This window comes from Psychrobacillus sp. FSL K6-2365 (assembly GCF_038003165.1).
Lineage (GTDB): Bacteria > Bacillota > Bacilli > Bacillales_A > Planococcaceae > Psychrobacillus > Psychrobacillus psychrodurans.
In genome coordinates, this window is record NZ_JBBOOO010000001.1 from 479,840 (window position 1) to 505,541 (window position 25,702).

Annotated in this window: 29 protein-coding genes; 13 read left to right on the top strand and 16 right to left on the bottom strand. The window is 36.3% G+C overall.

The window, feature by feature from the left end; translation table 11 throughout:
* Positions 1-65: 65 nt before the first annotated feature.
* Positions 66-944, bottom strand: coding sequence for a helix-turn-helix transcriptional regulator (locus MKY29_RS02330; protein WP_241597424.1), 879 nt, complete (start codon positions 942-944; stop codon positions 66-68).
* Between the two features lie 162 nt (positions 945-1,106).
* On the opposite strand from MKY29_RS02330, the gene MKY29_RS02335 reads away from it, so the two are divergent.
* Entirely contained in the window at positions 1,107-1,340 is a 234-nt protein-coding gene (locus tag MKY29_RS02335; protein WP_241597422.1) for a hypothetical protein, read from the top strand.
* Between the two features lie 95 nt (positions 1,341-1,435).
* On the opposite strand, the gene qoxD is transcribed toward MKY29_RS02335, so the two are convergent.
* The 7 genes from qoxD to MKY29_RS02370 all read right to left on the bottom strand — a co-directional run bounded on the left by qoxD (position 1,436) and on the right by MKY29_RS02370 (position 7,241).
* On the bottom strand, positions 1,436-1,717 hold the full coding sequence (gene qoxD, locus MKY29_RS02340; protein ID WP_093493500.1) for a cytochrome aa3 quinol oxidase subunit IV: 282 nt from the start codon (positions 1,715-1,717) through the stop codon (positions 1,436-1,438).
* 1 nt (position 1,718) lies between these two features.
* On the bottom strand, positions 1,719-2,315 hold the full coding sequence (gene qoxC, locus MKY29_RS02345) for a cytochrome aa3 quinol oxidase subunit III (protein ID WP_090564895.1): 597 nt from the start codon (positions 2,313-2,315) through the stop codon (positions 1,719-1,721).
* Complete coding sequence (gene qoxB, locus MKY29_RS02350; protein WP_340878875.1) at positions 2,312-4,261, bottom strand: cytochrome aa3 quinol oxidase subunit I; 1,950 nt, start codon at positions 4,259-4,261, stop codon at positions 2,312-2,314. The genes qoxC and qoxB overlap by 4 nt, the downstream gene beginning before the upstream one ends.
* Before the next feature lie 35 nt (positions 4,262-4,296).
* Complete coding sequence (gene qoxA, locus MKY29_RS02355) at positions 4,297-5,229, bottom strand: cytochrome aa3 quinol oxidase subunit II (RefSeq protein ID WP_090564891.1); 933 nt, start codon at positions 5,227-5,229, stop codon at positions 4,297-4,299.
* A gap of 420 nt (positions 5,230-5,649) precedes the next feature.
* Entirely contained in the window at positions 5,650-5,952 is a 303-nt protein-coding gene (locus MKY29_RS02360; protein ID WP_090564889.1) for a YunC family protein, read from the bottom strand.
* A 107-nt stretch (positions 5,953-6,059) separates the two neighbouring features.
* The gene (locus MKY29_RS02365; protein WP_340878876.1) at positions 6,060-6,917 is read right to left on the bottom strand and encodes a hypothetical protein; all 858 of its coding nucleotides are present in this window, start codon (positions 6,915-6,917) and stop codon (positions 6,060-6,062) included.
* 102 nt (positions 6,918-7,019) lie between these two features.
* On the bottom strand, positions 7,020-7,241 hold the full coding sequence (locus MKY29_RS02370) for a small, acid-soluble spore protein tlp (RefSeq protein ID WP_090564885.1): 222 nt from the start codon (positions 7,239-7,241) through the stop codon (positions 7,020-7,022).
* Positions 7,242-7,399: 158 nt separating this feature from the next.
* On the opposite strand from MKY29_RS02370, the gene MKY29_RS02375 reads away from it, so the two are divergent.
* The 11 genes from MKY29_RS02375 (at position 7,400) to MKY29_RS02425 (ending at position 16,155) form a co-directional block, all read left to right on the top strand.
* Positions 7,400-7,657 (top strand): hypothetical protein, encoded by a 258-nt coding sequence (locus MKY29_RS02375; RefSeq protein WP_090564883.1) that lies wholly within the window; start codon positions 7,400-7,402, stop codon positions 7,655-7,657.
* Between the two features lie 196 nt (positions 7,658-7,853).
* Positions 7,854-8,804, top strand: a complete 951-nt coding sequence (locus tag MKY29_RS02380; protein WP_093493506.1) for an MBL fold metallo-hydrolase — start codon at positions 7,854-7,856, stop codon at positions 8,802-8,804.
* 370 nt (positions 8,805-9,174) lie between these two features.
* Positions 9,175-9,897, top strand: coding sequence for a GntR family transcriptional regulator (locus MKY29_RS02385; protein ID WP_093493508.1), 723 nt, complete (start codon positions 9,175-9,177; stop codon positions 9,895-9,897).
* Positions 9,898-10,056: 159 nt separating this feature from the next.
* Positions 10,057-10,326 carry an HPr family phosphocarrier protein gene (locus tag MKY29_RS02390; RefSeq protein WP_093493510.1) on the top strand — a complete coding sequence of 90 codons (270 nt, stop codon included), beginning with the start codon at positions 10,057-10,059 and terminating at the stop codon, positions 10,324-10,326.
* Positions 10,327-10,387: 61 nt separating this feature from the next.
* The gene (locus tag MKY29_RS02395; protein WP_093493512.1) at positions 10,388-11,563 is read left to right on the top strand and encodes a GNAT family N-acetyltransferase; all 1,176 of its coding nucleotides are present in this window, start codon (positions 10,388-10,390) and stop codon (positions 11,561-11,563) included.
* 212 nt (positions 11,564-11,775) lie between these two features.
* Positions 11,776-12,087, top strand: coding sequence for a PTS sugar transporter subunit IIB (locus tag MKY29_RS02400; RefSeq protein WP_093494135.1), 312 nt, complete (start codon positions 11,776-11,778; stop codon positions 12,085-12,087).
* Between the two features lie 12 nt (positions 12,088-12,099).
* Positions 12,100-12,420: a PTS lactose/cellobiose transporter subunit IIA gene (locus MKY29_RS02405; RefSeq protein WP_093493514.1), complete on the top strand. Its 321-nt coding sequence runs from the start codon at positions 12,100-12,102 to the stop codon at positions 12,418-12,420.
* 49 nt (positions 12,421-12,469) lie between these two features.
* On the top strand, positions 12,470-13,747 hold the full coding sequence (locus MKY29_RS02410; RefSeq protein ID WP_340878877.1) for a PTS sugar transporter subunit IIC: 1,278 nt from the start codon (positions 12,470-12,472) through the stop codon (positions 13,745-13,747).
* A 31-nt stretch (positions 13,748-13,778) separates the two neighbouring features.
* The gene (locus MKY29_RS02415; RefSeq protein WP_340878878.1) at positions 13,779-14,873 is read left to right on the top strand and encodes a DUF871 domain-containing protein; all 1,095 of its coding nucleotides are present in this window, start codon (positions 13,779-13,781) and stop codon (positions 14,871-14,873) included.
* 184 nt (positions 14,874-15,057) lie between these two features.
* Positions 15,058-15,852 (top strand): VLRF1 family aeRF1-type release factor, encoded by a 795-nt coding sequence (locus MKY29_RS02420; RefSeq protein WP_090564867.1) that lies wholly within the window; start codon positions 15,058-15,060, stop codon positions 15,850-15,852.
* Between the two features lie 99 nt (positions 15,853-15,951).
* Positions 15,952-16,155 carry an alpha/beta-type small acid-soluble spore protein gene (locus MKY29_RS02425; RefSeq protein ID WP_090564865.1) on the top strand — a complete coding sequence of 68 codons (204 nt, stop codon included), beginning with the start codon at positions 15,952-15,954 and terminating at the stop codon, positions 16,153-16,155.
* Between the two features lie 116 nt (positions 16,156-16,271).
* On the opposite strand, the gene MKY29_RS02430 is transcribed toward MKY29_RS02425, so the two are convergent.
* The 6 genes from MKY29_RS02430 to hutU form a co-directional block, all read right to left on the bottom strand.
* Complete coding sequence (locus MKY29_RS02430) at positions 16,272-16,406, bottom strand: sporulation histidine kinase inhibitor Sda (protein ID WP_090564863.1); 135 nt, start codon at positions 16,404-16,406, stop codon at positions 16,272-16,274.
* A 787-nt stretch (positions 16,407-17,193) separates the two neighbouring features.
* Entirely contained in the window at positions 17,194-17,409 is a 216-nt protein-coding gene (locus MKY29_RS02435) for a hypothetical protein (RefSeq protein WP_090564861.1), read from the bottom strand.
* Between the two features lie 25 nt (positions 17,410-17,434).
* Positions 17,435-17,608, bottom strand: a complete 174-nt coding sequence (locus MKY29_RS02440; RefSeq protein ID WP_340878879.1) for a hypothetical protein — start codon at positions 17,606-17,608, stop codon at positions 17,435-17,437.
* Positions 17,609-17,834: 226 nt separating this feature from the next.
* On the bottom strand, positions 17,835-19,361 hold the full coding sequence (gene hutH, locus MKY29_RS02445; protein WP_090564858.1) for a histidine ammonia-lyase: 1,527 nt from the start codon (positions 19,359-19,361) through the stop codon (positions 17,835-17,837).
* Between the two features lie 49 nt (positions 19,362-19,410).
* Positions 19,411-20,670, bottom strand: a complete 1,260-nt coding sequence (gene hutI / locus MKY29_RS02450; RefSeq protein WP_340878880.1) for an imidazolonepropionase — start codon at positions 20,668-20,670, stop codon at positions 19,411-19,413.
* 5 nt (positions 20,671-20,675) lie between these two features.
* Complete coding sequence (gene hutU / locus MKY29_RS02455; RefSeq protein WP_340878881.1) at positions 20,676-22,343, bottom strand: urocanate hydratase; 1,668 nt, start codon at positions 22,341-22,343, stop codon at positions 20,676-20,678.
* 196 nt (positions 22,344-22,539) lie between these two features.
* Here hutU and MKY29_RS02460 point away from each other — a divergent pair, with 196 nt between their 5' ends.
* Positions 22,540-23,418, top strand: a complete 879-nt coding sequence (locus MKY29_RS02460) for a DUF4349 domain-containing protein (RefSeq protein ID WP_340878882.1) — start codon at positions 22,540-22,542, stop codon at positions 23,416-23,418.
* Between the two features lie 476 nt (positions 23,419-23,894).
* Here MKY29_RS02460 and MKY29_RS02465 read toward each other — a convergent pair whose 3' ends face one another.
* Both MKY29_RS02465 and MKY29_RS02470 read right to left on the bottom strand, forming a co-directional pair.
* A complete protein-coding gene (locus MKY29_RS02465) occupies positions 23,895-24,920 on the bottom strand; it encodes a sensor histidine kinase (protein ID WP_340878883.1) in 1,026 nt (341 codons plus the stop codon).
* Positions 24,917-25,588 (bottom strand): response regulator transcription factor, encoded by a 672-nt coding sequence (locus MKY29_RS02470; RefSeq protein ID WP_090564847.1) that lies wholly within the window; start codon positions 25,586-25,588, stop codon positions 24,917-24,919. Before MKY29_RS02470 ends, MKY29_RS02465 begins: the two co-directional genes overlap by 4 nt.
* Positions 25,589-25,702: the final 114 nt, after the last annotated feature.

Consider the following 25,702-nt stretch of genomic DNA (forward strand, 5'->3'; position numbering starts at 1 on the left):
TTTGGAAGGGGCTGTTTTTGTAAGAAACATGTATAAATCGTTATAAATAAATCAAAAAAGTAAAGTCATAGTTCATCAAAACCTAAGTTTTCAGGTTCTAAGGGTAAATCTTCTTCAGCCGACAGCATATTGGTAGAAGGAATATCAAGACTTACTCCTTCAAATTTAAAGCTATCTGTCCAAACTTTACCTGAGCCAATGAGTAAAATTCCAAAATGAATCGAGGCACTTTCCTCTGGCACATCTAATACAATCGCATAATAATTCCAATCCGTTGTGCCGTGGATAGCCCGATTATCCATATTATCGAATTGCAGCATATCCCCGACATGATTATCTATTCGACACCATGCACCACATTTTATAACTTCTTCTGTCTTTATAAAGCAAGAAAGTTTAATACGTTTTCCTTGCCACTGTTTAGCGGAAAAACTTTGCATCATTGTGCCAAATTGTCCTTCAGCAATAGGTAATCTTGAAGCTAAATAACCCGATTTTGTACCTGAATGGAACACGTGGCTGTCCGTCCTCATTTCATAACCTTCTGGATTAGAACCACTTAAAACCCATCCCTTTATTTCGTTTGATACTGCCATTTGTCCATCCTCCGTTTTTTGTAATGTACGCATCATTGTCCTATATTTACCAGGTGGCATTTTGTATGAATCTTTAAATGATCTCGTAAATGCTTCTTGTGATTGGAAATGAAGCTCCACTGAAATTTGAATGATACTTAAATCGGAATGTAGTAAAAATTGGGCAGCCATTGCGAGTCTTCGCTTTCTTATATATTCACCAATAGTCATACCTGTTTCTTTTTTAAAAGCACGCGTCGAATGAAATTTTGAATAACCGATTTTCATTGCATAATCTTCTAATTTCCATTCATCCATTAAATGTTCTTCTAGTACATTCACAACATCCATCACCATCTTGCTATACATATGCTCACCTCATGTATTAGTTTATACGTTAACTAAATAATTTTTTTGATATATATTGCTTTTTTATTTATAAATTTACTATTTTAGTTCACAGAAAAGACAATAATAATTGACAACTTTGTGAACGTAGTGAATAATATAAGTATGAAGGGGTGTTACAATATGGAATCATACGTAAAAATGTTGCACGCTACCAAAATGGTCGGGGCTACTTTATTAACAATAGGAATTGCTATCTTTTTATACGGAGCATTAATTAGTGAGTTGAGCACAGTTATAGGCGTTGGAATAGGTGTAGTGATGGGAGCAGTATTTATATTCCTGATTGGAATGATATTAGTGGCTTCAGAAGAAATGATTTTAAACTCTAATAAATACAAAAAAGAGAGCGCTTAATAACGCTCTCTTTTTTGTATTATAAATAGCTATAATATAAAAAAGGGAGGATCATGACTAATCTATAGTCACGTTCCTCCTTTTTATGTCTGTTTTTACATATCCCAAACTAATACAAGTAGCGTACCGAAAATGGTAATTAAAGCAATGAGTAGAGCGTAGTAGATATTGAGATAAATAGAACCTTTATCTTTAGTCTCTCCAGCATGCATAAAGACAACTACTTGTAGTCCCGCTTGAACAAAAGCAGTTATTAGAAGTACTGTCATTCCTACTGTGTAGGACATATCTGTAAAATAAACTAAAAGCGCTATGACTGTTAGGATTAACGAAAATGCAAAGCCCATTACTTGTTTAATAGGGAATAATTCTTTCATATTACATCATTCCTTTCAAGTAGATGAAGCTGAAGATGAAAATCCAAATAATGTCTAGGAAATGCCAATAAAGTGAGAAAATAAATGATTTATTTGCTGTTTCCGGGGTCAACCCGCGTTTTTTAATCTGAATAAGGATAAATAATCCCCAGAAAAATCCTAATGTCACATGCAAACCATGCGTTCCTAAGGTCGTCAGCAAAGCAGCTGTAAATGCACTAGTTTGTAGTCCTGCACCAACATGTACATAATGTGTGAATTCGTAGATTTCGAAGCCTAAGAATGCTGCTCCTAAAATCAGTGTGACGATAAAGAATCCCATTGTTGCCTTTTTCTTATTCAATCGCATGGCATGAATAGCAAGCCCAATTGTAAAGCTACTTGCTAAAAGTAAAATGGTTTCCACAAGCACTGGGGCTATTTCAAAAATGTCAGCACCAGTTGGTCCGTTGCCAGTACGATTCTCTAATGTGAAATATGCAGTGAAAAGTGTTGCGAAAAGCATAATTTCTGCACCTATGAAAATCCAAAAACCTAGGATCTTCAGGTTATTTTCTTCCGTACTATATTCTAGTGGAAGCGAGTTATCTACCTTCATTTTTTAGCACCTCGCAATCTTGTTTCTGTTTCTTTAATTTCTTCGACAGAAATATATCTTCCATGGTCTTTCTCAAATGAACGGTAAGCTAAACAACCTAGAATACCGATTAATGTGATGATTGCTAGTGGCCATATGCTAAAAATCATGGCAAATCCAAACACAAAGAAAATACAACTCATGATAAATGGTAAACCACTGTTATTTGGCATATGAATTTTTTCTATGTCACCTTTAAATAACTCATGTCCATTTTTCTTTGAGTCCCAGAATGGTTGTGTAGATTCAACCTGTGGTGTAATCGCAAAGTTATATTCTGGTACTGGTGTGTGTGTAGCCCATTCAAGTGAACGTGCATCCCATGGGTCACTACCAATATTTCTTGGAGAATAACGAATACTATAGTAAATGTTATAAACAAGAAGAATAAAAGCAATTGCCATAATTGCAGCACCGATAAATGAAACCATATTCATAGCACTAAACCCAGTAGATTCAGAGTACGTATACATACGACGTGCCTGACCATCTAAACCAGTAATATACATTGGTATGAAGGCTAATACAAAGCCGACTGAAAGCAACCATGCTGTCCATTTACCAAGTTTTTCATTTAACATAAAGCCAAAGATTTTTGGCCAATAGAACGTTAGACCAGCAAGCATAGCATAAACTACTCCAGGAATAATTACGTTATGGAAGTGAGCAACTAAGAACATCGTATTATGATATTGGTAGTCAGCTGCTGACATCGCTAGCATTACACCGGTAACTCCACCTAAGGTAAACAGTGGAATAAAGAGCATCGAATAGAGCATTGGAGTAGTAAATTCGATTTTCCCTTTCCATAAGGTGAATAACCAGTTAAATATTTTAACGCCGGTTGGTACAGCAATCGCCATAGTTGTAATAGAGAATATACTATTAGCAAGTGGACCTTGACCCATTGTAAAGAAATGGTGAGCCCAGACGAAAAATGAAAGTAGAGAAATAACTACCATTGAAGCAACCATTGACTTATAACCATAAAGATTACGTCGAGCAAACGTTGAGATAATCTCACTGTATAGACCAAATGCAGGTAATATTAAAATATATACTTCAGGATGTCCCCAAACCCAAAACAGGTTAGCCCAAAGCATATCCATACCACCGTTATCGGTAGTAAAGAAGTTGGTTCCAAATAATCTGTCCATGGTTCCCATTGCTAGTAATACTGTTAATACTGGGAAAGCAAAAACAATGATTACATTTGCGATAAAAGCAGACCATGTGAACATTGGCATTTTCATAAGCTTCATGCCTGGTGCTCTCATTTTTAAAATAGTTGTTATAAAGTTAATACCAGTCATTAATGTACCGATACCAGCTATTTGAATAGCAATCATGTAATAGTTCGTCCCAACAGACGTACTAAATTCATTCCCTGCTAGTGGGAAGTAAGAAGTCCAACCTGCATCAGGTGACCCACCTACTATGAATGAGATGTTGAATAACCCCATACCCATAAAGAATAACCAAAAACTTAGTGCATTTAGACGTGGAAATGCAACGTCCCGTGCTCCAATTTGTAGTGGTACAAGGTAGTTAAAGAAAAATATAATGAATGGCATAGCCATAAACAATATCATAACTACTCCGTGTGTGGAGAAGACTTCATTGTAATGTTGTGAATCTAGAAATGTATTTTCAGGCATTGAAAGTTGATAACGCATCATAACTGCATCTACGCCACCACGGAAAAGCATTAGTAACGCTGATAGCAAATACATAATACCAATTCGTTTATGGTCAACAGTCGTTATCCATTCACGCCATAGGTAACCCCATTTCTTAAAGTAGGTAATTCCTACAACTATAGCGAGCATTGTTAGCCCGATACCAACCATGGATGCATATATTAAAAAGCTTGGATGTGGTACTGCAAAACGATCAAAGAAATCCATGCTTTGTCACTCCTTTCGAGAATTTATGGTACCTTTTAATGATTAGTATGTTCTGAATGTTCATCAGAATCATGAGATTCGTGTTCGTTATGCTGTTCATGTTCTGATTCATTCGTATTGTTATCTGTAGAACCATGGTCATGTTCTGGTGCTGGAGCGAATTCTAAGTGAGTTCCTGTATAGGTAGAGCGTCCAAGATGTCCTGGCTCTAATAGTTCCTCGAATTTATCTTCTGTAAGAGCTGGAGCAGTTTCATGTACCTCTTCTACCCAATCTAAGTAATCAGCAGGTGTCATAGCCGTAACTTCAAAAGTGTTTTCTGCAAATCCAGCTCCACTGAAGTTAGCATTTCTACCACTAAACTCTCCAGGTGCATCGGCTGCTAAGTGCAAAGTTGTGACCATATCTGACATCGCGTATTTTTGCCCGCCTAGCTGGGGAATCCAGAAACTAGTAATGGGTCCATACGAATATAATTTAAACTCAATTGCGCGGTCCGCAGGGATGTATAGATAGTTAACAGTTTCAATATTTTCTTCCGGATAACTAAAATGCCATTTCCAGTTAGATGAGGAAGCATAAATAACTAAAGGCTCTTGATCTTCATAGCCTGCTGGAGTTGCTTCGACCTCATAGTTACTTTTGACAGAAACGATAGATAGGAAGATAACAATAATAATAGGAATACCAATACAAATTGCTTCAACAATCGGACTTCCTTCAATATGTGGTGGCTCGTAATCTTTCGGTTGATTAGAAGCGCGGTATTTTAATAAGACGAACACTAAAATAGCTAAAACGACAATAACTATACCTAACATAAGCCAAATAGATAACATAATATCGTCAGCCTGTGTTTTGGCTTGTGGCCCTTTCGGATCTAAAACTAGTAATGGTTCACAACCGGTTAACACGGTGGAAATAGTGATAACCATCGTTAAAAGAATCCATTTCATTTTTAATTTCATAGTTCTACCCCTTCCCAGAATATTTATCCCGCATTAACGGGCACTAATACTCCCACTTCAAGTATTGGTCTAGTAACAAAGCATAAGTGGGAGAAAACTGCCCGTAAATGCCCGAATGGTTCAACTAACAATCAGTGGGGGATAAAGAAAACCCTCACTGATTGAAGTTTCACTTTATATAAACGCATAGCAAACAGATGTTGTCTCTGTATGCCTCTATCTTATTCCCATGAATTGAAAAAACAAAATGAAAAAAAGCAACTTCACAAAACGTTCATGAAGATGTGAACAAATTAAAGTAAATTGGTAACGTAATTGTGAAGTGTACGGAGATAATGGAAATCTAGGGGAAAAACGGGCAAGCTAAAAGGCCACAGTACAACTATGTGCTGTGGCCTTAGTTAATGATTGCTTTTTGTGTTAAACCATTTTTAGTAGGGCATCTCTTCCGATCATACCTTGAGTAATACCGAGTTCTTCCGCTTCGTAGGTGATGGATTCAAGCGGGGCATCCAGAAGCTGAGAAATTGTTTTTACTCCAACGGCCCTTCCAGCAACTACCTTTCTATCCTTTAATTTTTCATTTAATAGTGCGACGTCTAAAGCACCGCACATTATATACCCTTTGTCATTAGTGACAACTAGTAAGTTCGTTTTAGGTAACTCTACAGAAATCGATAAAAACGTATGTCCATCAATATTAATTGGTTCCATGTTAATCATGACTAAGCAGTCCTCCCTTTCCTATCTCTACAATTTATGTATTCAATAGAAAAAGCGTGTTTTTTTGTGCGAACTAAGCCGTAATTACCATTATTAAAGGCTTTACTTTATTTATATTGAAAGAATTCATGGAAATCTGTTTTAGGCAGTTTTTCTAAGTCCAATTCGAACTCATACCATTTGCGTTCATCCCCCGTCATACTATTTACTATGAATGGGATATTATTATCCTTTGCGATTTCTTTTATTTGATTACCTATGTAAAGGTCATTTTCCGACAAATTTTGAAACCTATAGAGCACGTCTTTATTTGAATAAGATTCTATAACCATTGCCCAAGAAATATGTGTTTCATCACTTGTATTGCCTAAGGAGGCATAGTGAACATAAGGATCTATATAAATTCGACTGACGTTCTCCCAAGGGATAGATTCTTCAACACCATTCCATTTGTTGGTGATCAAACCTCCGTCTGCATGAATTCCTCTATAATCTTCCCAGAGAACATACAAAGAGGTGCTATATGCAGTAAGAGTAATTAAGATTAATAAGTTAGGTATCCATTTCCGACGTATATCCGAACTGAATATGCGTATAGAAACAAATAAGATCAGAGAGAGCATAAAACCAAGAGAAATACCTCCTCCATTAACCGAGGAAGTCGACTCAAATAAAATGAAGTGCTCGTTAAAAGTATCAGTTTTTAATTGTTCATATTGTGTGTAGCTAAAAAATAGAAGTGGTATGAGCAATGCAACAAATGCATAAGCGAAAGACCATATTATTACCTTCTCTTTGAAAATTATTAAAGTTCTTCGTAATCGGTGTCCTATTATGTAAAGCGGAAAGCTGACTAAAATTATAATTAGTATGTAAGTTAGGATATTCTCAGGCAAACTTTGCAAATTAACATAAGCAATAACAATACTTAATCCTATAAGTATTTTTCCAATAAAGTTTTTCATTAACTCACCTCAAATACTTTACGGAATAACTTAAAATAGGTTTCAATTGTATAATCGAAATAGCTAGCCTAGTATTTTTCATACTGGGCTAGCTAGAAATGATTATAGGTATCCTTTTAATCCGGATTTTTCAGCTGCCTTCATTTCTTTCTCCAAACCTTCTACGCTTTCTGCACGCTGTTCATTTTTCTTTTTAATGGCAGCAACGTCTTTTTCAGAAGCATATTCCATAGCTATTTCAGCGGCTTCCATATGTCTAATTGTTTTCTTTAGTCTTTCTTCACTATTCGAACGATCATTAGGACCACGTCTGGTTTTTGGCATAATATTTCCTCCTTATAATTTAAACCTTTCAATAGATAGTGTTTCCTAATACAACAAGAATATGAGTATTCATGTAACTCCGATGTTAATTTACGAATGAATAAATATAGGGTGAAGTTGCCATATTAATGCTAGCAAAAGATAAGGAGGACTTTAATATGGATCACACACAAATGAGTTGGAAAGAAGATAATGTTCTTGCACGATTACACAATTCTGTGGATAATGTCACGCTCGCTGTTGGTCAAGCTTTAACAAATCCTACAGAACAGTCCATCCAAAATGCAGAGGATATGATTGAACGTGCCAATCGATCTGTTGCAATGGCACTAGAAAGTAGAGGGAAGATGGAGCCTATAAGTACACTACAGGAACAGTTGGACCAAAACAGAGAGAGACTAAATACTTTGCAGTAGTTAGTTCTATATTTTAAACGATAAACCTACCGCCGCTATTTAAGGCAGTAGGTTTTTATGCATGAGGCTCTTTCGCGTGTCCGATACATATATCTATTAATTATTGTAGTTGCTTAGTAATTTATCAGATAAATGGTAAAATAATAAGGGGGTTTATTTACGAAATTTTCTAAATATATATGGAGGGAATATTGAAATGGCAAATAAGTATCCGAAAAAGTTAAATGAAAGAATTTATTTAATCGATGGATTTGATATGGGAGAGTCAGAACGCACCGGAACGTATGTCATCGATGAACAAGAACTTACAATAATAGAAACTGGACCAAGCCCGTCGGTAAAACATGTAAAAAGTGGTATGGAATCATTAGGTTTTTCATTAGACCAAGTTAAATACATAATAGTTACTCATATACATTTGGATCATGCGGGAGGAGCGGGACTTCTATTAAAGGATTGCCCAAATGCCAGGATTGTTGTTCACCCAAAAGGGATAAGGCATCTGGCGGAACCAGAAAGATTGATAGCTGGAGCGAAGGCTGTTTACGGAAATAAGTTTAAGGAATTATTTGATCCCATCATTCCGATACCTCATGAGCGAATGATTATAAAAAATGATGGGGATTTATTGAAGATAGGAGCAACTTGTATATTAAAATTTTTTGATACTCCTGGTCATGCTAATCATCATTTTAGTATTTATGATCCGATTAGTAATGGAATGTTTACGGGTGATACGGTTGGTGTTCGCTATGAACAACTCATACCAGATGGTGTTGCTTTCTTTTTACCATCTACTTCACCAAACCAATTTAATCCAGCTGCAATGCAAAGAGCAATAGATCATTTTGCAGAAATGAATCTTCAATATATTTATTATGGACATTTTGGAGTAACTAACTCTCCCTCAGAAGCACTTTCTCAAGTTTCGATGTGGTTAAATATTTTTATGACAGAAGCAGAGGCTGTGTATGCAGAGGCAAAGGGATATCGTGAGCTAGCAAATAGGCTCGAAATATTAGTAAAAGAACACCTGAAGAATCAAGGTATTTCAGAAAATCATGATGTATTTAGAATAATTGAATTAGATTTAGAAGTAAGTGCTATGGGAATGATGGATTATTTAGTCAATAAAGAAAAGAGGTGAATATTGTCATATAGAAGTTTTAGCTGGAGTTACTGAATTAGCTTTTAACAAAGGAATCGCTACTTTTCCATCATTCAGTTTTCTTGAACTAAAATAAGACTGTCAAAAGCGCTTTGAAAAGAAGGTATTATTGGATTTATTGTTTAGAAATCTAATGGCGCATAATATAAAGAGGTAAAATAGAGAGCTAAATATTTTATCTCTTTATATTTTTGTCTATCAAAATAGTGAGAATATTAAAAATAAACCCTTTTATTTTATGTTAAAGAGATTTATAATTGGTATAGACAACTATACCGAGCGTAAGAAACCATACTTTGAATATGTATCTTTTCGCGTGGATTAACTGTAATAGAAGGAGGTGAGAAGATTGATAGATAAAAGTTCCCATGTGCCAATCTATGTTCAAATAGAGGAATTATTAAAAAAACGTATTTATATGGAAGAGTTTAAAATAGGCGAGAGTATACCTTCGGAGCGAGAATTATCAGAACAATTAGGTGTGAGTCGCATGACTGTTAGGCAATCTGTTACAAACTTAGTGAATAGCGGCTTGCTCTACAGAGAAAAAGGGAGAGGCACATATGTTGCTAATCCAAAGTTAGAACAGCCTTTAAATGGGTTAACTAGTTTTACAGAGGATATGAAAGCTAGAGGTATGCAACCAAGTAGTAAATTAATACATTTCGAAAAGGTTATACCATCAGTTGATATTGCGAGGGACTTGCAATTAGAGCAGGAAGAATTGGTCTTCTATGTTGTTCGTATCCGATATGCTGATCGTAAACCCATGGCTATTGAAAGAACCTATATACCAGTAAAAGTATTCCCTGAACTTGATGAAAAGAAAATTATGGGATCGCTCTATGCCTTAATAGAAGGGAATTACCGTCAGAAAATTGGAAATGCAATTCAACAAATGGAGGCAGCAATTGTTACAAAAGAGGATAGTAAATATCTTCAAATAAATAATTCCTCTGCCGTGCTCATTATTAAAAGGACTAGTTTTTTGGCAGATGGTGTTCCATTTGAATTGGTACGTAGCACATATCGTGCGGATCGATACAAGTTCATAAGTGAAATCCAGAGGTGACAGTATGCAATATGGACCCTCATCTACAGTGGTAGGTTCATGGTGTATTACCAGTCTTGAAAGTGCTAACGTTTCAAAAGATCAATCACAGTTTTTACAGTTTTCGCTAAATTTAGGAAGTCACATTAAGTTTGAATAATAATACTGGAGGTTTTAAGAATGGAAAAAACATTTAAAATTACTACACCCGAGGGATTACATGCTAGACCATCGACACTGTTAGTTTCTGCAGCAACAGCCTTTTCCTCAAATGTACTACTTTCCTATAATGATAAATCGGTGAACTTGAAATCAATTATGGGGGTAATGGCGCAAGGTATCGCACCAGGTTCAGTTGTGACAATCTCGGCTGAAGGGATGGATGAAGAAGAAACAATTATAAAGTTAACTGAAACAATGATTTCAAATGGAATTGGAGTAGAAATCTAGAGATTAATGGGATTGATTCTAGCTTCCTACTACATTTAGTTTGTAAGGAGTGAAAGGCCATATGAAAATTCAATTAGTACCTGCAACAGATTATGAACAAGTACATCAATTAAGGGATTATAGTTTTCCAAGCAAATATGAGGGAACACGTCGTGATGATTTTCAGTACTGGATGGAAAATAGTACGACGATTGGTGCCTATGACCACCAAAAGCTAGTGGGCCAATTACTAGTACTCCCATTGAATATGACGGTACAAGGTGTAAGCTATGAAATGGGTGGGATAGGTTTTGTATCTACTTACCCAGAATACAGAAATCAAGGAATCACGAAGAATCTAATGATAAGATCCCTAGAAGAAATGCGCAAAAACCATCAATATATATCTGTGTTAGCTCCATTTTCCGTCTCGTTCTATCGCCATTTTGGTTGGGAGTTGTTTTTTGATAAGTTGCATTATTCGATTCCGGCAGAATCATTCCCACAGTATGGTAATAGAATAGATAAAATGAAACGTTTCAGTTTTGAATGGATAGATGAAGCTACTTTTCTCGAGGTTCAACAATTTCATAACGAACAGGCACTAAAAAACAATGGAGGTATGCAAAGAGATGCTTCTTGGTGGAAACGTATTGCCAGAAGAGAGCCTGACTGCCATTTTGCAGCTTATTTTGATGGAGAAACAATATTGGGCTATATCCGCTATAGGATAAAAAACTTAACATTTACTATTCAAGACTTTGTGACAAAGGATATGCAAGCTGAACAGGCAATGTGGCGCTTTATAACATCTCATAAAAGTAGTGTTCATACAATTGAGGGTGATACTTCAACTGCTAGTCATTTTGGATTTTATTTTGAACAGCCACAATTCAAAAAAGAAGTTTCACAGGATGTCATGGTAAGAATTGTCGATGTATTCGCGTTCCTTAAGAAATATTCGTGGAGTAAGCTAAATGATTCTTTATATCTGTACATCCAAGATACTTTCGCTCCTTGGAACGAGAAATTATTTCATATAAATAAAAATGGAGAAATCGGCATAATTGAGGAAAGTTTAATAGATAAGAAACATATCTTATCTTTACCAATCACTATATTTTCAGCAATGATTGTAGGTTATTTATCTATAAGAGAAACTTTATTGTTTGCAAAACATTCAATAGATGAAGAAACGGAAGAAAAATGGAAGAATGCAATTAATTATGATCCTCCGACATTTTATGAGTATTTTTAACAAAAAACAGGCTTAAATTAATTTTTTTTGATTTTTTTTGTGGACTATACCACCCTGTAAAATAATCAGAAATTTCAAGTATTTGTAAGGTAGTCCAATTATATTTTATGAATTATATGGAAAATAGTTATGTAAAAAGTAGTTGTGGTATATACCGATAAATGATATTCTCATTTAAAGAAAGCGATTACATTGATAGGGGAGTGCTAATGATGAAAAACATTATGTTAGTTTGCGTGGCAGGGATGAGCACTAGTTTATTAGTGTCAAAAATGCAAAAATCTGCAAATGAACAAAACTTAGAAGCAGAAATTTTTGCTATAGCAGAGAGTGAAGTGGATAAAACTCTAGCAAACAAAAATGTGGATGTTATGTTACTTGGTCCACAGGTACGTTATTTAAAAGGAACATATCAATCAAAATACAAAGAGAAAAATATTCCTATTGAAGTTATTAATATGATGGACTATGGAATGATGAACGGTGCAAATGTATTGAAACAAGCACTAGAGTTAATGGGATAAGGGGTGTATCAAATGGAAGAATCGGTTTTAATGCAATCAATTATGGGGTTAATATTACATAGTGGAAATACAAAGAGTGATTGTATGGAAGCTATTCAACTTGCTAAAAAAGGGGAATTTTTAGCTGCTAAAGATAAGGTTGAAACAGCAAATGAATCACTGGTGAAAGCACATCATTCTCAAACAGCTTTATTAACACAAGAAGCTAGAGGTGAGAAGGTGGAAGTAACTATGATGCTTATACATGCGCAAGATCACTTGATGAATTCTATTACCTTTCGTGATTTAGCCGTAGAAATAATAGAGTTATATGAGAGAGTATTGGGGGAATAACGTCAGCAATGATGTTAAATATATAAAAGAACAAAGGGGAGTGTGTTGAATGTTCAGTTTTTTAGAGAAATATTTTGTGCCGGTTGCATCGCGAATTGGTAGTCAGCGTCATTTAGTAGCAATTCGTGATGGTTTTATTGCCATCATGCCACTTACTATTATTGGTTCATTTGCTGTATTGATTAACAACTTACCTGTTAAAATGTATCAAAATGCACTTGATTCCATTTGGGATCATGGCACCTGGACACAATGGGGAGGTAATATGTGGGGAGCAACATTTGGTATTATTTCCATTTTATTAGCCTTCTGTGTTGCTTATCAATTAGCAAAAAGCTATAACAAAGATGGTCTCTCAGCAGGGGGTATTGGTTTATCAAGTTATATGACATTTGGTACTTTCGGTGAGGGTGGTTTATCCGGTTTATCAACCGGAACGGGTGGTTTGTTTGTAGCCATAATTATAGCATTACTATCTTCTGAGTTGTTTTCCCGTTTATCAGGGAATAGTAAACTAATAATTAAGATGCCAGAAACTGTACCACCAGCAGTTTCAAGATCATTTGCAGCTTTATTGCCAGCTATTATTACAGTATCGTTATTTGCATTAGTCCGCACTATCATTTCAGCAGGATTTGATATTCCAGATATTATTGGCTCCTTTTATACAGCAATCCAAGAACCATTTATGGGCTTAACAAATACATGGATTGCGGCCTTAATCTTAGCATTCATCCCGGTATTCTTATGGACACTTGGCGTACATGGTGCTAACATTATCGAACCATTTATGCAGTCTATTAACCTACCAGCAATTGATGCGAATGTTGCAGCAATTACAGCAGGAGAAGTAGCACCATATATTATCAATAAACCGTTCTTTGATGCTTTTGTTAATATGGGCGGATCAGGAACTACTATAGCATTAATTATCGCAATTTTCATAATTGCGAGGAAGAACAAACAGTATAATACTGTAGGAAAAATATCCACAGGACCGGGACTTTTCAATATTAATGAACCATTATTGTTCGGTTTACCAATTGTATTAAATCCTGTACTGTTTATCCCATTTATATTGACACCGATGGTTAATGTATCGATTGCTTATTTCGCGACAAAGTGGGGTATGGTTCCAGCAGCAACAATTGCAGCACCTTGGACAACACCACCGATAATTAATGGGTTCTTAGTTACACAGTCTTGGGCAGGAGCAGTACTAAGTTTACTTCTAATCATTATTTCAGTTTGTATCTATTTACCATTCGTAGCTATGGCAAATCGTACAACAAAAGCTCAAGAAAATAAAGCAGCTGCATCCAAATAAGGAATATAGGTGGTAAGCGGAGGTATTCAAAATGAGAAGATTAGGAATTTCGATATATCCTCAACATAGTACAATAGAAGAAATGCAAAGTTACATTGTGTTAGCGCACAAGAATGGCTTTGATCGAATCTTTACTTGTTTAATGTCTATGAAAAATAATGAGGAAAGAGAAAAACTTCAACAAATCAATCAATTTGCACAACAACTTGGCTTTGATATTTCAGCGGATATTGCACCGCAAGTGTTTGAAGAATTAGGTCTAACTTATAGAGATATTGGCTATTTAAAGGAACATTATTATTTAGATTCTTTACGCTTAGATATGGGTTTCTCAGGTCAAGAGGAGGCGTTCATGTCACTGGACGCTTCCAATTTGAAAGTAGAGCTTAATATTAGTAATGGTACGAAATATGTAGAAAATATATTGTCGTACAAGCCGAACAGGGAAAATATCATCGGTTGCCATAATTTTTATCCAAGAAAGTATACTGGGCTTTCGAGAAAGCATTTCTTGGAATCTTCAAAGTTATATAAAGATAATCATATTCGGACAGCGGCAATGATTTCTTCTGAATATGCAAAGTTTGGTCCTTGGGAAGTAACACTCCATGGTTTACCAACATTAGAAGAACATCGTCATCTGCCAATTGCTGTTCAGGCAAAAGATTTATGGCATACTGGTTTAATTGATGACTTAATCATTGGAAATATGTATGCTTCCGAGGAAGAACTAAAAATATTAGGTAGTTTGAATCGCAGTAAACTAGAGCTGACAGTAGTAACGTCTCCACAAACAACAAGTTTGGAAGAAAAAGTGATTTTTAATGAATTACATTTTAATCGTGGTGACGTTTCTGAATATGTGATTCGTAGTACGCAATCTAGAGTAAAGTATAAAAATGATTTCTTTCCAGCCCATAATACAGCTGATATTATGACAGGAGATGTAACGATTGACAACGACTTGGATGTCCGTTACAAAGGTGAGTTGCAGGTAGCTCTAAAAGCTATGCCGAATTCTGGATGTTCAAATATTGTAGGGAAAGTGGTCCCGGATGAACATTTTCTATTAGAACGCATAGAACCATGGGAGTCGTTTGGTTTTATTAAGTCACATAATTTATGATAGGGAAGGGGTTGGGCATATCTTATGCTCAATCTTTTTATTTTATCCATTTTTAATACAAGCATTCGATTTTTGTTTCCTCCTTATACTTCTTCAAATTAACAAAATTTAATCATTATTTTTTCTGTGTAATCCTTTGATGGAAGGTGATACTACGAAGAGTTAGACGAAGGAGGAAGGTATTATGACGATAAATAAAGACATTGAAGCATTAAAATCTTACGTAAGTGTAGATCGAAGTGTTTTGAGTATTTATTTGAATACAAATCCGGCTGATCCAGAGCAACTAAATGGTGCTTGGGGGATTCATCTAAAAAGTGGTTTGAAGCGTATCGGAGAGTATATAGAAGCTTCTGGTGATGAAAAGGAATTAAAAGCATTTAATCATGTAAAGGATAAAATAAAAAATGAAATGGAAAAAAATTCATTGGAGTTACGTAAAGGGGCAGTTATTTTTGCCAGTGCAAATGATGATTTATGGTCTGTTCATTATGTGCAAGTACCTGTAAAAACTAATTTCTATTGGGAAAACCACCCTGTTACAGAACAACTGGAGTATATGTATAAAGCATATCCAGAAGCGGGTATAATCATGCCTAGCTTTGGAGAAGTTCGAATTTTAGACACGGCATTAGGATTTGTTAGGGACGATGTAACATTTAAATTTGATCCGGTATCCGAAACCTGGAATGAAAAAGTTAAATTGGATAGTCGAGGAAGACGCGCAACAGCAGATAGCAAAACAGCTGTATTAGACACAAAATATAGATCCAATGCAAGTACTTTTTATAAAGGGATGAGAACAACAATTGAACAATTAAAGAAAAAACGAGGGTGGAGGGAGTTTCATGTAGCAGGAGAGGCCGAAATGGCGAATGCATTTACCGAGACACTAAGGGATTCACCAGCAAGCTGTATTTACAAAAATTTAAACAATAGTAAAGCGAATGAAGTGATTCATCAAATACTTGAAAAGTAATCAACAACACTTGAAAGATATTACCAAAATTTCTTGTTTTATTAACTAGTATAAATGATAAAAAAAAACACAATATAAGCTTACAAGGAGGTGAACAACATGCCAAACAGTAATTCAAATCAACTTCTAGTACCAGGCGTAAAACAAGCCCTTGACCAAATGAAATATGAAATCGCACAAGAATTCGGTGTTCAACTTGGAGGAGAAGCTTCAGCGCGTGCTAACGGTTCCGTTGGCGGAGAAATTACAAAGCGTTTAGTAGCTCAAGCCCAATCACAAATGAACGGAAATCAATTTAGCTAAAATTATTTGGTCGGTGGAAAATTCCACCGGCTTTTTCTGTTCTTTAAAAAACCGAGGAGATTCCCAAAGCTTGTAGTGGCTAATGAATTTTGCAATACATAAGTCAGTAGTAATTTCTAATAACTTGCGTTAATGGATAAGCACCGGCGAGCAATTTCGGTTTCTAATAGCTCTAAAAATTCTGGACTTAATTTTAATTTCTTTGCTTCTAAATAAGACTCGATTAAAAGATCGTCAGACATTTTACTCATAAAACCTAGCACCTCCGTTTTTATTAATTAAAATGGAACAATATGTATCTGCTTCTGAGTAAGTTGGTATAACTACTAAAAGGTTCAAAACTGGCGTTTAATAAGTCGTCAATTAGATAAGAATTTTAGATATCTTTCATAAGACTAATTTAACAAATATTGAATTCAAGAACAACTGTTCTGATATCCACAGGTATAAGTGGATAATATGTTAATAAGTTGTTCATAGATGTTAAAAGCTCTTATATATCAGTGTGAATTATGTGTATAAAGTTATCCACATTTATTAAAAAATCGAATTATGTCGAAACATTTCCTTAAAATTCAATATAAAAAAGGTTCTAAAACACATTTTCTATGAAAAAAATAGAATTGTTTTGAGTTTTGTCTAAATTAACCCTAATTTAAAATCCGTTTTGGATGTAGCCAGGAGAAACTTGTTAATATCTAAATATTTATCCACAACATTCGGTGGATAAAATGTGGATTACGGTTATTTTATTCACACTAATTTAGATATAGCGTAATCTAAACTGTGCATAAAGTTATCCACAGAAGTTATTAACTGCATTTGTCGAAAATTGAGTGTAATAGGACAATCCAATGACAACATATTTTGGTGTAAATCAGTAAAAGGAAGTGAATAGTATATCTAATAAAAAGTGTAAAAAATGCAACAAATTAAATGGGAAAGGAACTTGTCCATGTAAATAAAAAGCCATAGCCTCCACAATAATAGTGGGGGCATGACTTTTTATGATTATAATATTCAAGATCTTAATCCATGTTATTCTTTATCTTCGACATCATCTTTTTCGACGTCATTATCTTCAACATTTTCATCGTCTTCAATATTTACATCCACATCTTCTTCTACGGGATTATCATCCAGATTGTCATCATCATTGTTATCGTCCCCGCAAGCTGCTAATAATCCTACTGTTAGAAATGCTGCGGTACCGATTTTCCACCATTTTTGTCCTGTGATTGAATTGATAGCCATACTTATTACCTCCTAAGGTTAAAGTTTACTCTCCGTCTTTATCTTCCTCTTCAAGCTCTTGCTCTACATCCTCTTCCATATTATCATCTACATCAGACTCGTTTTCTCCATCCCCGCACCCTGCTAATAAACCTACTGATAGGAATGCAGCTGCACCTACCTTCCACCATTTTTGTCCTGCAACAGTATTTTTAATCATGTTAATTTCCTCCATTTTCTAATTATTTCTTGTGTATTAGTAAGTACTTACCCCAGATGCATTCTGTTGTAAACATCTTCTAGGAGATGACATATGCTCGTTATGTTATTAATATATTTGTAACAAAAGGGTAGTTCAAAAAGATACCTCCAACTTGACTCCCAAAAACTTAAACTTGGTAAAATAGCCATAAGAAAAACCGGGCAAAAGCCCGGTCCTTTTAAGGTCAAAACTTATCTCTATTGTTTTCGAACGCTTGAAACTTAAGAGCAGTTTCCTTTTTTAAATATGTGTGCGTTTTTTCTATATCAATACTAAAAACACGATCTTCTGTAATTGAAGGAACAATCCCTCTTATTTCTTCCCACTTGTTCTTTAAAAGAGGAGACATGTGGATATTTCCTCTATATTCAACTCCTTGCACAGCACAAATTGCTTCGATTGCGATGACTTTACGGCTATTTTGAATGATTTGATTGGCATGTCTTGCTCCAATTGTTCCCATGCTTACATGGTCTTCCTGGTTTGCAGAAGAAGGGATAGAGTCAACTGATGCAGGGTGGGCCAAGGTCTTATTTTCAGAAACAAGGCTTGCTGCTGCATACTGTAAAATCATTGCCCCCGATTGTAATCCAGGTTCTGGGCTTAAAAAGGGAGGTAATCCTTCGTTTAAATGTGGATTAACTAATCGTTCGATTCGTCGTTCAGATACATTTGCAAGTTCAGCAATTGCAACCTTTAAGAAATCCATGGCAAATGCAATTGGTTGACCATGAAAGTTCCCCCCTGAGATAATCTCTTTTCCATCTTCTAAAATTAACGGATTATCAGTAGCTGCATTCATCTCAATTTCAAGTTTTTCCTTTACATAACTCAGGACCTGCCAGCTAGCTCCATGAATTTGCGGTATACATCTAATAGAGTAAGCATCTTGAACGCGTTTTTCACCTTGTTTGGTTACTAGTTGACTACCCTCAAGCCATTGGAGCATTCTTTTCGCAACTTTCACCTGTTCAGGATAGCCTCTTGCTTCATGAATAGCTGGATGGAAAGCATCGGTAATACCATATAGAGCTTCCATTGTCATGGCAGCAATCCATTCACATTGATAGGCAAGTGTTTCAGATTCAAGCCAGTTGATTACTCCTTGAGCGGTCATCGCTTGCGTTCCATTTATCAGCGCAAGACCTTCTTTGGCTTCTAACACAATGGGGCTTATATTATGCTTCTCCCAAACTTTATGAGATGGAATTTGATTGTCACCGTCCCAAACAAACCCTTCTCCTATCAAAACTAAAGCAAGGTGAGAAAGGGGAGCTAAGTCACCGGAAGCTCCAAGAGAACCCTGCTGAGGAATTACAGGATGAATACGGTTGTTTACCATGTATGTTAATCTCTCTAATACCTCTAAACGAATACCAGAGAAGCCTTTAAGTAATGCGTTTAAACGAAGTACTACCATTGCGCGTGACACAACTTCCTCAAAAGGTTCCCCAATGCCACATGCATGGGAACGAATAAGGTGTAATTGCAAGGCGTGAACATCAGATTCGTTTATACTCACATCACTAAATTTTCCAAAACCAGTGTTGATGCCATAGACGGTGTGACCAGCTTCAACAATCTGTTCAACGACCTTGCGACTTTTTACAACATTTTCCTTAGCGCAATCATCTATTTTGATTTGTTCATTCTGATATAAAATTGCTCGCATATGTTCTAGGGTAAGTCCGTTTCCTTTTAGGTTAATCAAGATTTTTCACATTCTTTCTAAGTTGTATTAATGCAGGTAAGCAAAAAAATTAACCTACCACCTTTACTCCTTTTTTCCACACACTATTCACATGATTTACTCCAAACAAATACTGTAATTGCTGGTAATTTGGAACGTTCCAGAGTACAATATCTGCTTGTTTACCTATTTCTAAAGAGCCGACTTTATCCTCCATTTGAATAGCACAGGCAGCATTGTATGTTGCCGCACATAAGCTCTCAGCGGGAGTAAGTCTCATCGAAATACAGGCTAGATTCATCACAAGCGGCATGGAAGTCGTGGGTGAGGAACCAGGATTGCAATCGGTTGAAATCGCAACTGGCACACCCGCATCGATCATTTCGCGACCCCTCGCAGGATTCTCTCGCAAATACAAAGCTGTTGCAGGCAATAGGCATGCGATAACTCCTTGCTTGGCCATTGCAGCAATACCGCTATCTGATGCTTTCAATAAATGCTCTGCAGAAATAGCTCCCACTTCCGCCGCAAGCTCGGCTCCTCCATAAGGTTCAATTTCATCTGCATGAATTTTAGGTGCCAATCCAAGAGCCTTCCCAGCCTCTAAAATTCGCTTTGATTGCTCAGGGGTAAAGACGCCTACTTCACAGAAGACATCATTAAACTTAGCGAGCTTTTCACCGGCTACTCTGGGCAGCATATCATTCACTATCAAATCAACGTATTCATCTTCTTTACCTTTAAATTCAGCGGGAACAGCATGTGCCCCCATAAAAGTTGGAACAATATCTATTAAATGTTCTGTCTGCAATCGCTGCATAACACGAAGTTGTTTTATCTCCGTTTCAACATTTAAACCATATCCACTTTTTCCTTCTATAGTAGTAACGCCATGAGCTAAAAAAGAGTCTAGTCTTTTCTTTGTTTGGGCGAAGATATCATCCTCAGTTGCTTCTCGTGTCATCCTACAAGTCGCATGGATACCTCCGCCTGCGTTCATAATATCCATATAAGTGGCGCCTTCTAGACGCATTTCAAATTCACGCTCACGACTTCCACCGTATGCGACATGCGTATGAGGATCAACAAGTCCTGGTGTGACGAGTTTTCCAAACGCATCAATGATTTCCGCTTCATCTATACGAGTTGCATACTTTCTTTGCAACTCCTCTGTTGTACCTATAGCTTGAATCAATTCATTTTCTATCCATATACTTCCATCTTCAATGATAGACAGCTTACTCATGGCTTCTTTCGTTCGTGGACCTTTATGCTCGGTAGCCAAGGTAACTAATTGTGATGCATGTTTAATCCATACAGGATTACTCATATGCTTTAGTCCTCCTTTTCCATCATTGGAATATTGACGCCTTTAGCACGAGCTGTCTTTTCTGCCAGCTCATATCCAGCGTCAAAATGACGAACAATTCCCATACCTGGATCTGAAGTGAGGACTCGTTCTAATCTTGCTTCGGCTTCTTTTGTTCCATCAGCCACTATGACCATACCAGCATGAATGGAATATCCCATTCCGACCCCGCCTCCGTGGTGTACGGAAACCCATGTTGCACCACCAACAGCATTTATCATAGCATTTAAAATTGGCCAATCTGCCACTGCATCTGAGCCATCTTTCATCGCCTCTGTTTCGCGATTAGGAGATGCCACTGATCCTGAATCTAGATGATCTCGTCCAATGACGATGGGAGCACTTAATTCACCAGAGGCAACCATATCATTGATAATTTTCCCAAAGCGTGCTCGTTCACCATAACCTAACCAGCATATTCTGGAAGGAAGTCCTTGGAATTGGATTTTTTCACGAGCCATTTTAATCCAATTGCATAGATGTGTGTTATAGCTAAATTCGCGTAAAATTACTTCATCCGTTTTATATATGTCTTCAGGATCTCCAGACAATGCGACCCATCTGAAGGGACCTTTGCCTTCACAAAACTGTGGACGGATATAAGCAGGGACAAATCCAGGGAAGTCAAACGCACGATCGAACCCTTCATCCTTGGCCACTTGGCGTATATTATTGCCATAATCGAATGTTATGGAACCTTTATCCATTAACTCGACCATAGCACGCACATGCACGGTCATAGAGGTCTTAGAGCGCTTTATATATTCGCTAGGATTTTCTTGGCGTAAGAGTATTGCTTCCTCTAGGGACGTTTGAGAAGGGATGTAGCCGTTTAATGGATCATGGGCAGAAGTTTGATCGGTCAATACATCTGGTGTAAAACCACGAGCAATCATTTCAGGTAAAATATCCGCAGCATTTCCAACAAGCCCTATGGATAGAGGTTTCCCAGCTAGCTTTGCTTCTTCTGCTAGTTGAATTGCGTCATCTAATGTATGCGCTTTCAAATCTGTATAGCGTGTTTCGATGCGTCTATCTATTCTCGTTTCATCCACTTCTATAGCAATACATACTCCACCATTCATCGTAACTGCTAATGGTTGCGCTGCCCCCATACCACCTAACCCCGCGGTAAGTGTAATCGTATTCTTTAACGTTCCATTGAAATGCTGTTTAGCAAGTTCAGCAAACGTTTCATAGGTACCTTGAACAATTCCTTGAGAGCCAATGTAAATCCAACTGCCGGCAGTCATTTGCCCATACATCATCAATCCCTTTTTATCGAGTTCATGAAAATGTTCCCATGTAGCATAGGCAGGCACTAGATTTGAATTTGCTATCAAGACACGTGGTGCATCGATGTGAGATTTAAATACTGCCACAGGTTTTCCTGATTGGACAAGCAATGTTTCATCATTTTCAAGTTCTTTTAAGGAGCGAACTATTGCATCAAATGATTCCCAGTTACGAGCTGCCTTTCCAATACCACCGTAAACAACTAAGTCGTCAGGATGCTCTGCTACCTCCGCATCTAAATTGTTCATAAGCATGCGAAGTGCCGCTTCCTGCAGCCAACCTTTCGTATTTAATTTGGTTCCTCTATATCGGATAACCTTATCGTTAGCTTTTCCCATTTAAATACCTCCTCGATTTCTACCTCTATTCTATCTAAATTTTTAAAATATTTAAGGTTTTTTGTGAAAAAAGTAAAAATTTCTCATCTGCTAACGGGGTGCTTTATTAGCATGCTAGAGTACTGTTTAGGTGAAATGAAACTCTTTCTATTATTAGACGTCTGATTATTCAGATATATATAAGGGGGCAATTATTTTGAGAAAATCGTGGTTATTCTTAATCACCATAAGCTTTTTCGTGTTATTAGCAGCCTGTAGTGGAGACGAAGAGTCAGCTAAGATGAGTTCGGAAGATAGAGCTTCTGACTCGGCAGAATTTAAGTCGGAAGAAGAAAGTGTAGAAGCGGAAGTGCAACAAGAGAGTGCAACAGAGGATATAGAGGCACCTAGCACTCGAATGATTATTCATCAGGCTAGAATAAGCACAAATGTAAAAGAATTAGAAAAAGCCCAGCATAATATGGAACAAAAGGTGAAGAAGTATGATGGCTATATTGTAGAGTCCAATGTGTATTTGGAATCTGATGAAACAAGTAGTGGGAAAATGGTTGTGCGAATTCCTGAAAAGCATTTTGAAACATTTTTGTCTGAAGCAGAGGCAGAAGCTTCCAAAGTTCTAGAAAAAAATGTAACTGGACAGGATGTAACAGAGCAATATGTAGATCTAAGCTCTCGAGTGAAATCTAAACGTGCAGTGGAGGAGCGCTTACTGGCATTTATGAAAGATGCTCAGAAAACAGAGGACCTACTTAAAATTTCCACTGATTTGGCAAAGATTCAAGAGGAAATAGAAGTACTAGTGGGGAAAATAAACTATTTAGAAAACCAAACATCCTTTTCCACTATTGAACTAACTATGCATGAAAAGCGTGTCATTATTCCAGAAATAGAAAACAAAGACTTGAACACATGGGAAAAAACGAAAAAGCAATTTATTACAAGTACAAATTCACTGTTATCGGTAGGCTCGGGAATTATAGTGTTTGTTATCGGTAATTTACCAGTTCTAGTACTTTTAGGAGTTATTATAGTTGTGGTAGCTTGGATTATAAAGAGAAGAAAAGTAAGAGGATAGTAATCATGGAGTTCTGCTATTGAGGATTCCTAGATTCCGAGAAAAAGTAGCGGTTACTTAAAGAAAAGGGCATGTCTTTTACCTGTTTTTTCTTAAGAGATAGGAAAGTATAAAAAGATGTTTTGTAAACACTGGATCGTAGGGTTTTAAAGAACGAATAATCCTGTTATTTCCGTTTCATGTGGACGCTTTCCGCGGGCGAGGCAGTGCCCACGGAAAGCGTCCACTCTTCGCTATACTCAACGGCATATCTATGTTTCTATTCTTAAAGTACCGTGCATGTCTTTTACCGGTTTTTTTTATGTTTATTAACATCTGTGTAACTTTTTCGGGTAGTAAATTTCCTCTATTAGCTCTTGATGTTAATTTACCTGCGGAAGGAGTATTTTTACATTTATTAACTGGTGCTGTTTCCTGACTGTCTAAGGATGTACGATGGAAAGCGAATCTACCAAAGCTGAACAATACCAAGGAATTTATAAATCCCTATAGTTCCTAATTTTAGGGAAATGAATTGTTACTTTTGTATATTTTCCTTCTTCTGATTGAATGGACAGTGTATGACCTAACTTTCGTGTTAATTGTTTTGCTAAGTAGAGTCCGATTCCTGTAGATTTAAGCTGATTCCTTCCAGTTAAACCTGTAAAACCTTTTTGAAACACACGACTTAAATCTTCAGTCGCAATGCCTATACCTGAATCTAGTATACTTATTCTTTTTTCCCTATCGTCTTCTTCAAATTGAACAGCAACTTTACCGCCACGTTCTGTATATTTTATGGAGTTTGCAATAATTTGATCGATAACAAAACCAAGCCATTTACTATCACTTTGAACAAATTGAGTAGAATCATCCATTTGGAACTGAATTTCTTTATTGATAAACAGCTTGGAGTATTTTTTTACGCTACTCTTTATAATTTGGTTTGCCGTTACTTCTGTAATGAAATAATCCGTAGAGAACGAATCGATACGGGAATAGTAAAGTGCTTGTTCAACGTAATTATCAATTTTGTCTAAATCATCCTCGAATTTATCGATAAGATAGTCCTTTGTCTTGTTCTCGCTATTTTCCATTAACAAACGACTTGCCGCTATCGGTAGCTTTACTTCATGTATCCACGATAGGATAAACTCCTGTTGATCCTTTTTTTCGTCGTTTAGATGCTGTAATTGGTTTCTATTGTCTTGATGAATTTTTTTCAATAATTCTAGGAAACGTTTTTGCTGATTGGTTTGCACTTCAGGGAATAGGATGGCAAACTGTTCTTCTGCATTTTCAATCGTTTCTACTAGCCCCTTGAAAAACGCTTTACGATAGAAATAACCAATCGTTATATACAGGCAAACAAAAATGACACAGCTAATATTAATATAAAGAACATTGCTTAAATTATATTGATCATTTTCACTAAACAACATAACCATTGATATAAACAACATTAGGCATGTATAAAAAAGTAAAAAGTATCGTTTATCCCTCACATATTCTGAAACGCTCATTGGATGATATATCCTTCCCCTTTTTTAGTTGTTATAAAGTCATCTTTTCCAAGCTCCATTAGTTTTTTTCGAAGTCGATTAATATTCACGGTTAACGTATTATCGTCTACAAAATTTTCGTCTTTCCATAGACTTCGCATCAGTTTATGGCGACTGACAATTGCCCCTTTGTGCTGAATAAGCATTTTCAATATAGTAAATTCTGTTTTTGTCAGAGAAGTTTTAGCCGTATCGTATGAAACATCCCAATCGTCAAGGTTTAATACTACCCCACCATGTTCCAATACACTCTGTTGCGAATCCAAATAGGAGTACGTTCGGCGAAGGAGTGCGTTAATTTTAGCAGAAAGTACATCCGTATCAAACGGCTTCTGGATGAAATCATCTCCCCCCATGTTCATCGCCATGATCATATCCATTGGACTAGTTCGAGACGAAATGAAGATAATTGGCACCTTTGAAACTTCTCTTATTTTATTGCACCAAAAGTAGCCGTCATACGTAGGCAAATTAATGTCTAATAAAACCAAGTGAGGACTTTCAGATATAAATAACTGTAAAATATTATCGAACGTTTCTACCTTTACTATAGTGTGTCCCCATTTTTCAATCGTTTCTCCTAATAGATTTCGTATTGTTACTTCGTCTTCCACTATCATTAATTTCATAGTAGTACCTCCGTAATTTAATATTGATTTAATAGTAACGAAAAGTAAAAGTAAATAGTATCGTCATGACGAAATTGTAAGATAGCCTATGGATACTGTAAGTTTGCATTATAG

What these genes read in the sequence shown, in the direction of transcription:
- MKY29_RS02420 (WP_090564867.1), top strand. Translation starts at nt 15,058, where the DNA reads ATGACGATAAATAAAGACATTGAAGCATTAAAATCTTACGTAAGTGTA.
- MKY29_RS02400 (WP_093494135.1), top strand. Translation starts at nt 11,776, where the DNA reads ATGAAAAACATTATGTTAGTTTGCGTGGCAGGGATGAGCACTAGTTTA.
- MKY29_RS02410 (WP_340878877.1), top strand. Translation starts at nt 12,470, where the DNA reads ATGTTCAGTTTTTTAGAGAAATATTTTGTGCCGGTTGCATCGCGAATT.
- MKY29_RS02425 (WP_090564865.1), top strand. Translation starts at nt 15,952, where the DNA reads ATGCCAAACAGTAATTCAAATCAACTTCTAGTACCAGGCGTAAAACAA.
- MKY29_RS02375 (WP_090564883.1), top strand. Translation starts at nt 7,400, where the DNA reads ATGGATCACACACAAATGAGTTGGAAAGAAGATAATGTTCTTGCACGA.
- qoxD (WP_093493500.1), bottom strand. Translation starts at nt 1,717, where the DNA reads ATGAAAGAATTATTCCCTATTAAACAAGTAATGGGCTTTGCATTTTCG.
- qoxB (WP_340878875.1), bottom strand. Translation starts at nt 4,261, where the DNA reads ATGGATTTCTTTGATCGTTTTGCAGTACCACATCCAAGCTTTTTAATA.
- MKY29_RS02330 (WP_241597424.1), bottom strand. Translation starts at nt 944, where the DNA reads ATGTATAGCAAGATGGTGATGGATGTTGTGAATGTACTAGAAGAACAT.
- MKY29_RS02365 (WP_340878876.1), bottom strand. Translation starts at nt 6,917, where the DNA reads ATGAAAAACTTTATTGGAAAAATACTTATAGGATTAAGTATTGTTATT.
- qoxA (WP_090564891.1), bottom strand. Translation starts at nt 5,229, where the DNA reads ATGAAATTAAAAATGAAATGGATTCTTTTAACGATGGTTATCACTATT.
- MKY29_RS02435 (WP_090564861.1), bottom strand. Translation starts at nt 17,409, where the DNA reads ATGGCTATCAATTCAATCACAGGACAAAAATGGTGGAAAATCGGTACC.
- MKY29_RS02465 (WP_340878883.1), bottom strand. Translation starts at nt 24,920, where the DNA reads ATGAGCGTTTCAGAATATGTGAGGGATAAACGATACTTTTTACTTTTT.
- MKY29_RS02470 (WP_090564847.1), bottom strand. Translation starts at nt 25,588, where the DNA reads ATGAAATTAATGATAGTGGAAGACGAAGTAACAATACGAAATCTATTA.
- MKY29_RS02380 (WP_093493506.1), top strand. Translation starts at nt 7,854, where the DNA reads ATGGCAAATAAGTATCCGAAAAAGTTAAATGAAAGAATTTATTTAATC.
- MKY29_RS02395 (WP_093493512.1), top strand. Translation starts at nt 10,388, where the DNA reads ATGAAAATTCAATTAGTACCTGCAACAGATTATGAACAAGTACATCAA.
- MKY29_RS02440 (WP_340878879.1), bottom strand. Translation starts at nt 17,608, where the DNA reads ATGATTAAAAATACTGTTGCAGGACAAAAATGGTGGAAGGTAGGTGCA.
- MKY29_RS02390 (WP_093493510.1), top strand. Translation starts at nt 10,057, where the DNA reads ATGGAAAAAACATTTAAAATTACTACACCCGAGGGATTACATGCTAGA.
- MKY29_RS02360 (WP_090564889.1), bottom strand. Translation starts at nt 5,952, where the DNA reads ATGATTAACATGGAACCAATTAATATTGATGGACATACGTTTTTATCG.
- MKY29_RS02405 (WP_093493514.1), top strand. Translation starts at nt 12,100, where the DNA reads ATGGAAGAATCGGTTTTAATGCAATCAATTATGGGGTTAATATTACAT.
- MKY29_RS02370 (WP_090564885.1), bottom strand. Translation starts at nt 7,241, where the DNA reads ATGCCAAAAACCAGACGTGGTCCTAATGATCGTTCGAATAGTGAAGAA.
- MKY29_RS02430 (WP_090564863.1), bottom strand. Translation starts at nt 16,406, where the DNA reads ATGAGTAAAATGTCTGACGATCTTTTAATCGAGTCTTATTTAGAAGCA.
- qoxC (WP_090564895.1), bottom strand. Translation starts at nt 2,315, where the DNA reads ATGAAGGTAGATAACTCGCTTCCACTAGAATATAGTACGGAAGAAAAT.
- hutI (WP_340878880.1), bottom strand. Translation starts at nt 20,670, where the DNA reads ATGAGTAATCCTGTATGGATTAAACATGCATCACAATTAGTTACCTTG.
- MKY29_RS02335 (WP_241597422.1), top strand. Translation starts at nt 1,107, where the DNA reads ATGGAATCATACGTAAAAATGTTGCACGCTACCAAAATGGTCGGGGCT.
- hutU (WP_340878881.1), bottom strand. Translation starts at nt 22,343, where the DNA reads ATGGGAAAAGCTAACGATAAGGTTATCCGATATAGAGGAACCAAATTA.
- MKY29_RS02415 (WP_340878878.1), top strand. Translation starts at nt 13,779, where the DNA reads ATGAGAAGATTAGGAATTTCGATATATCCTCAACATAGTACAATAGAA.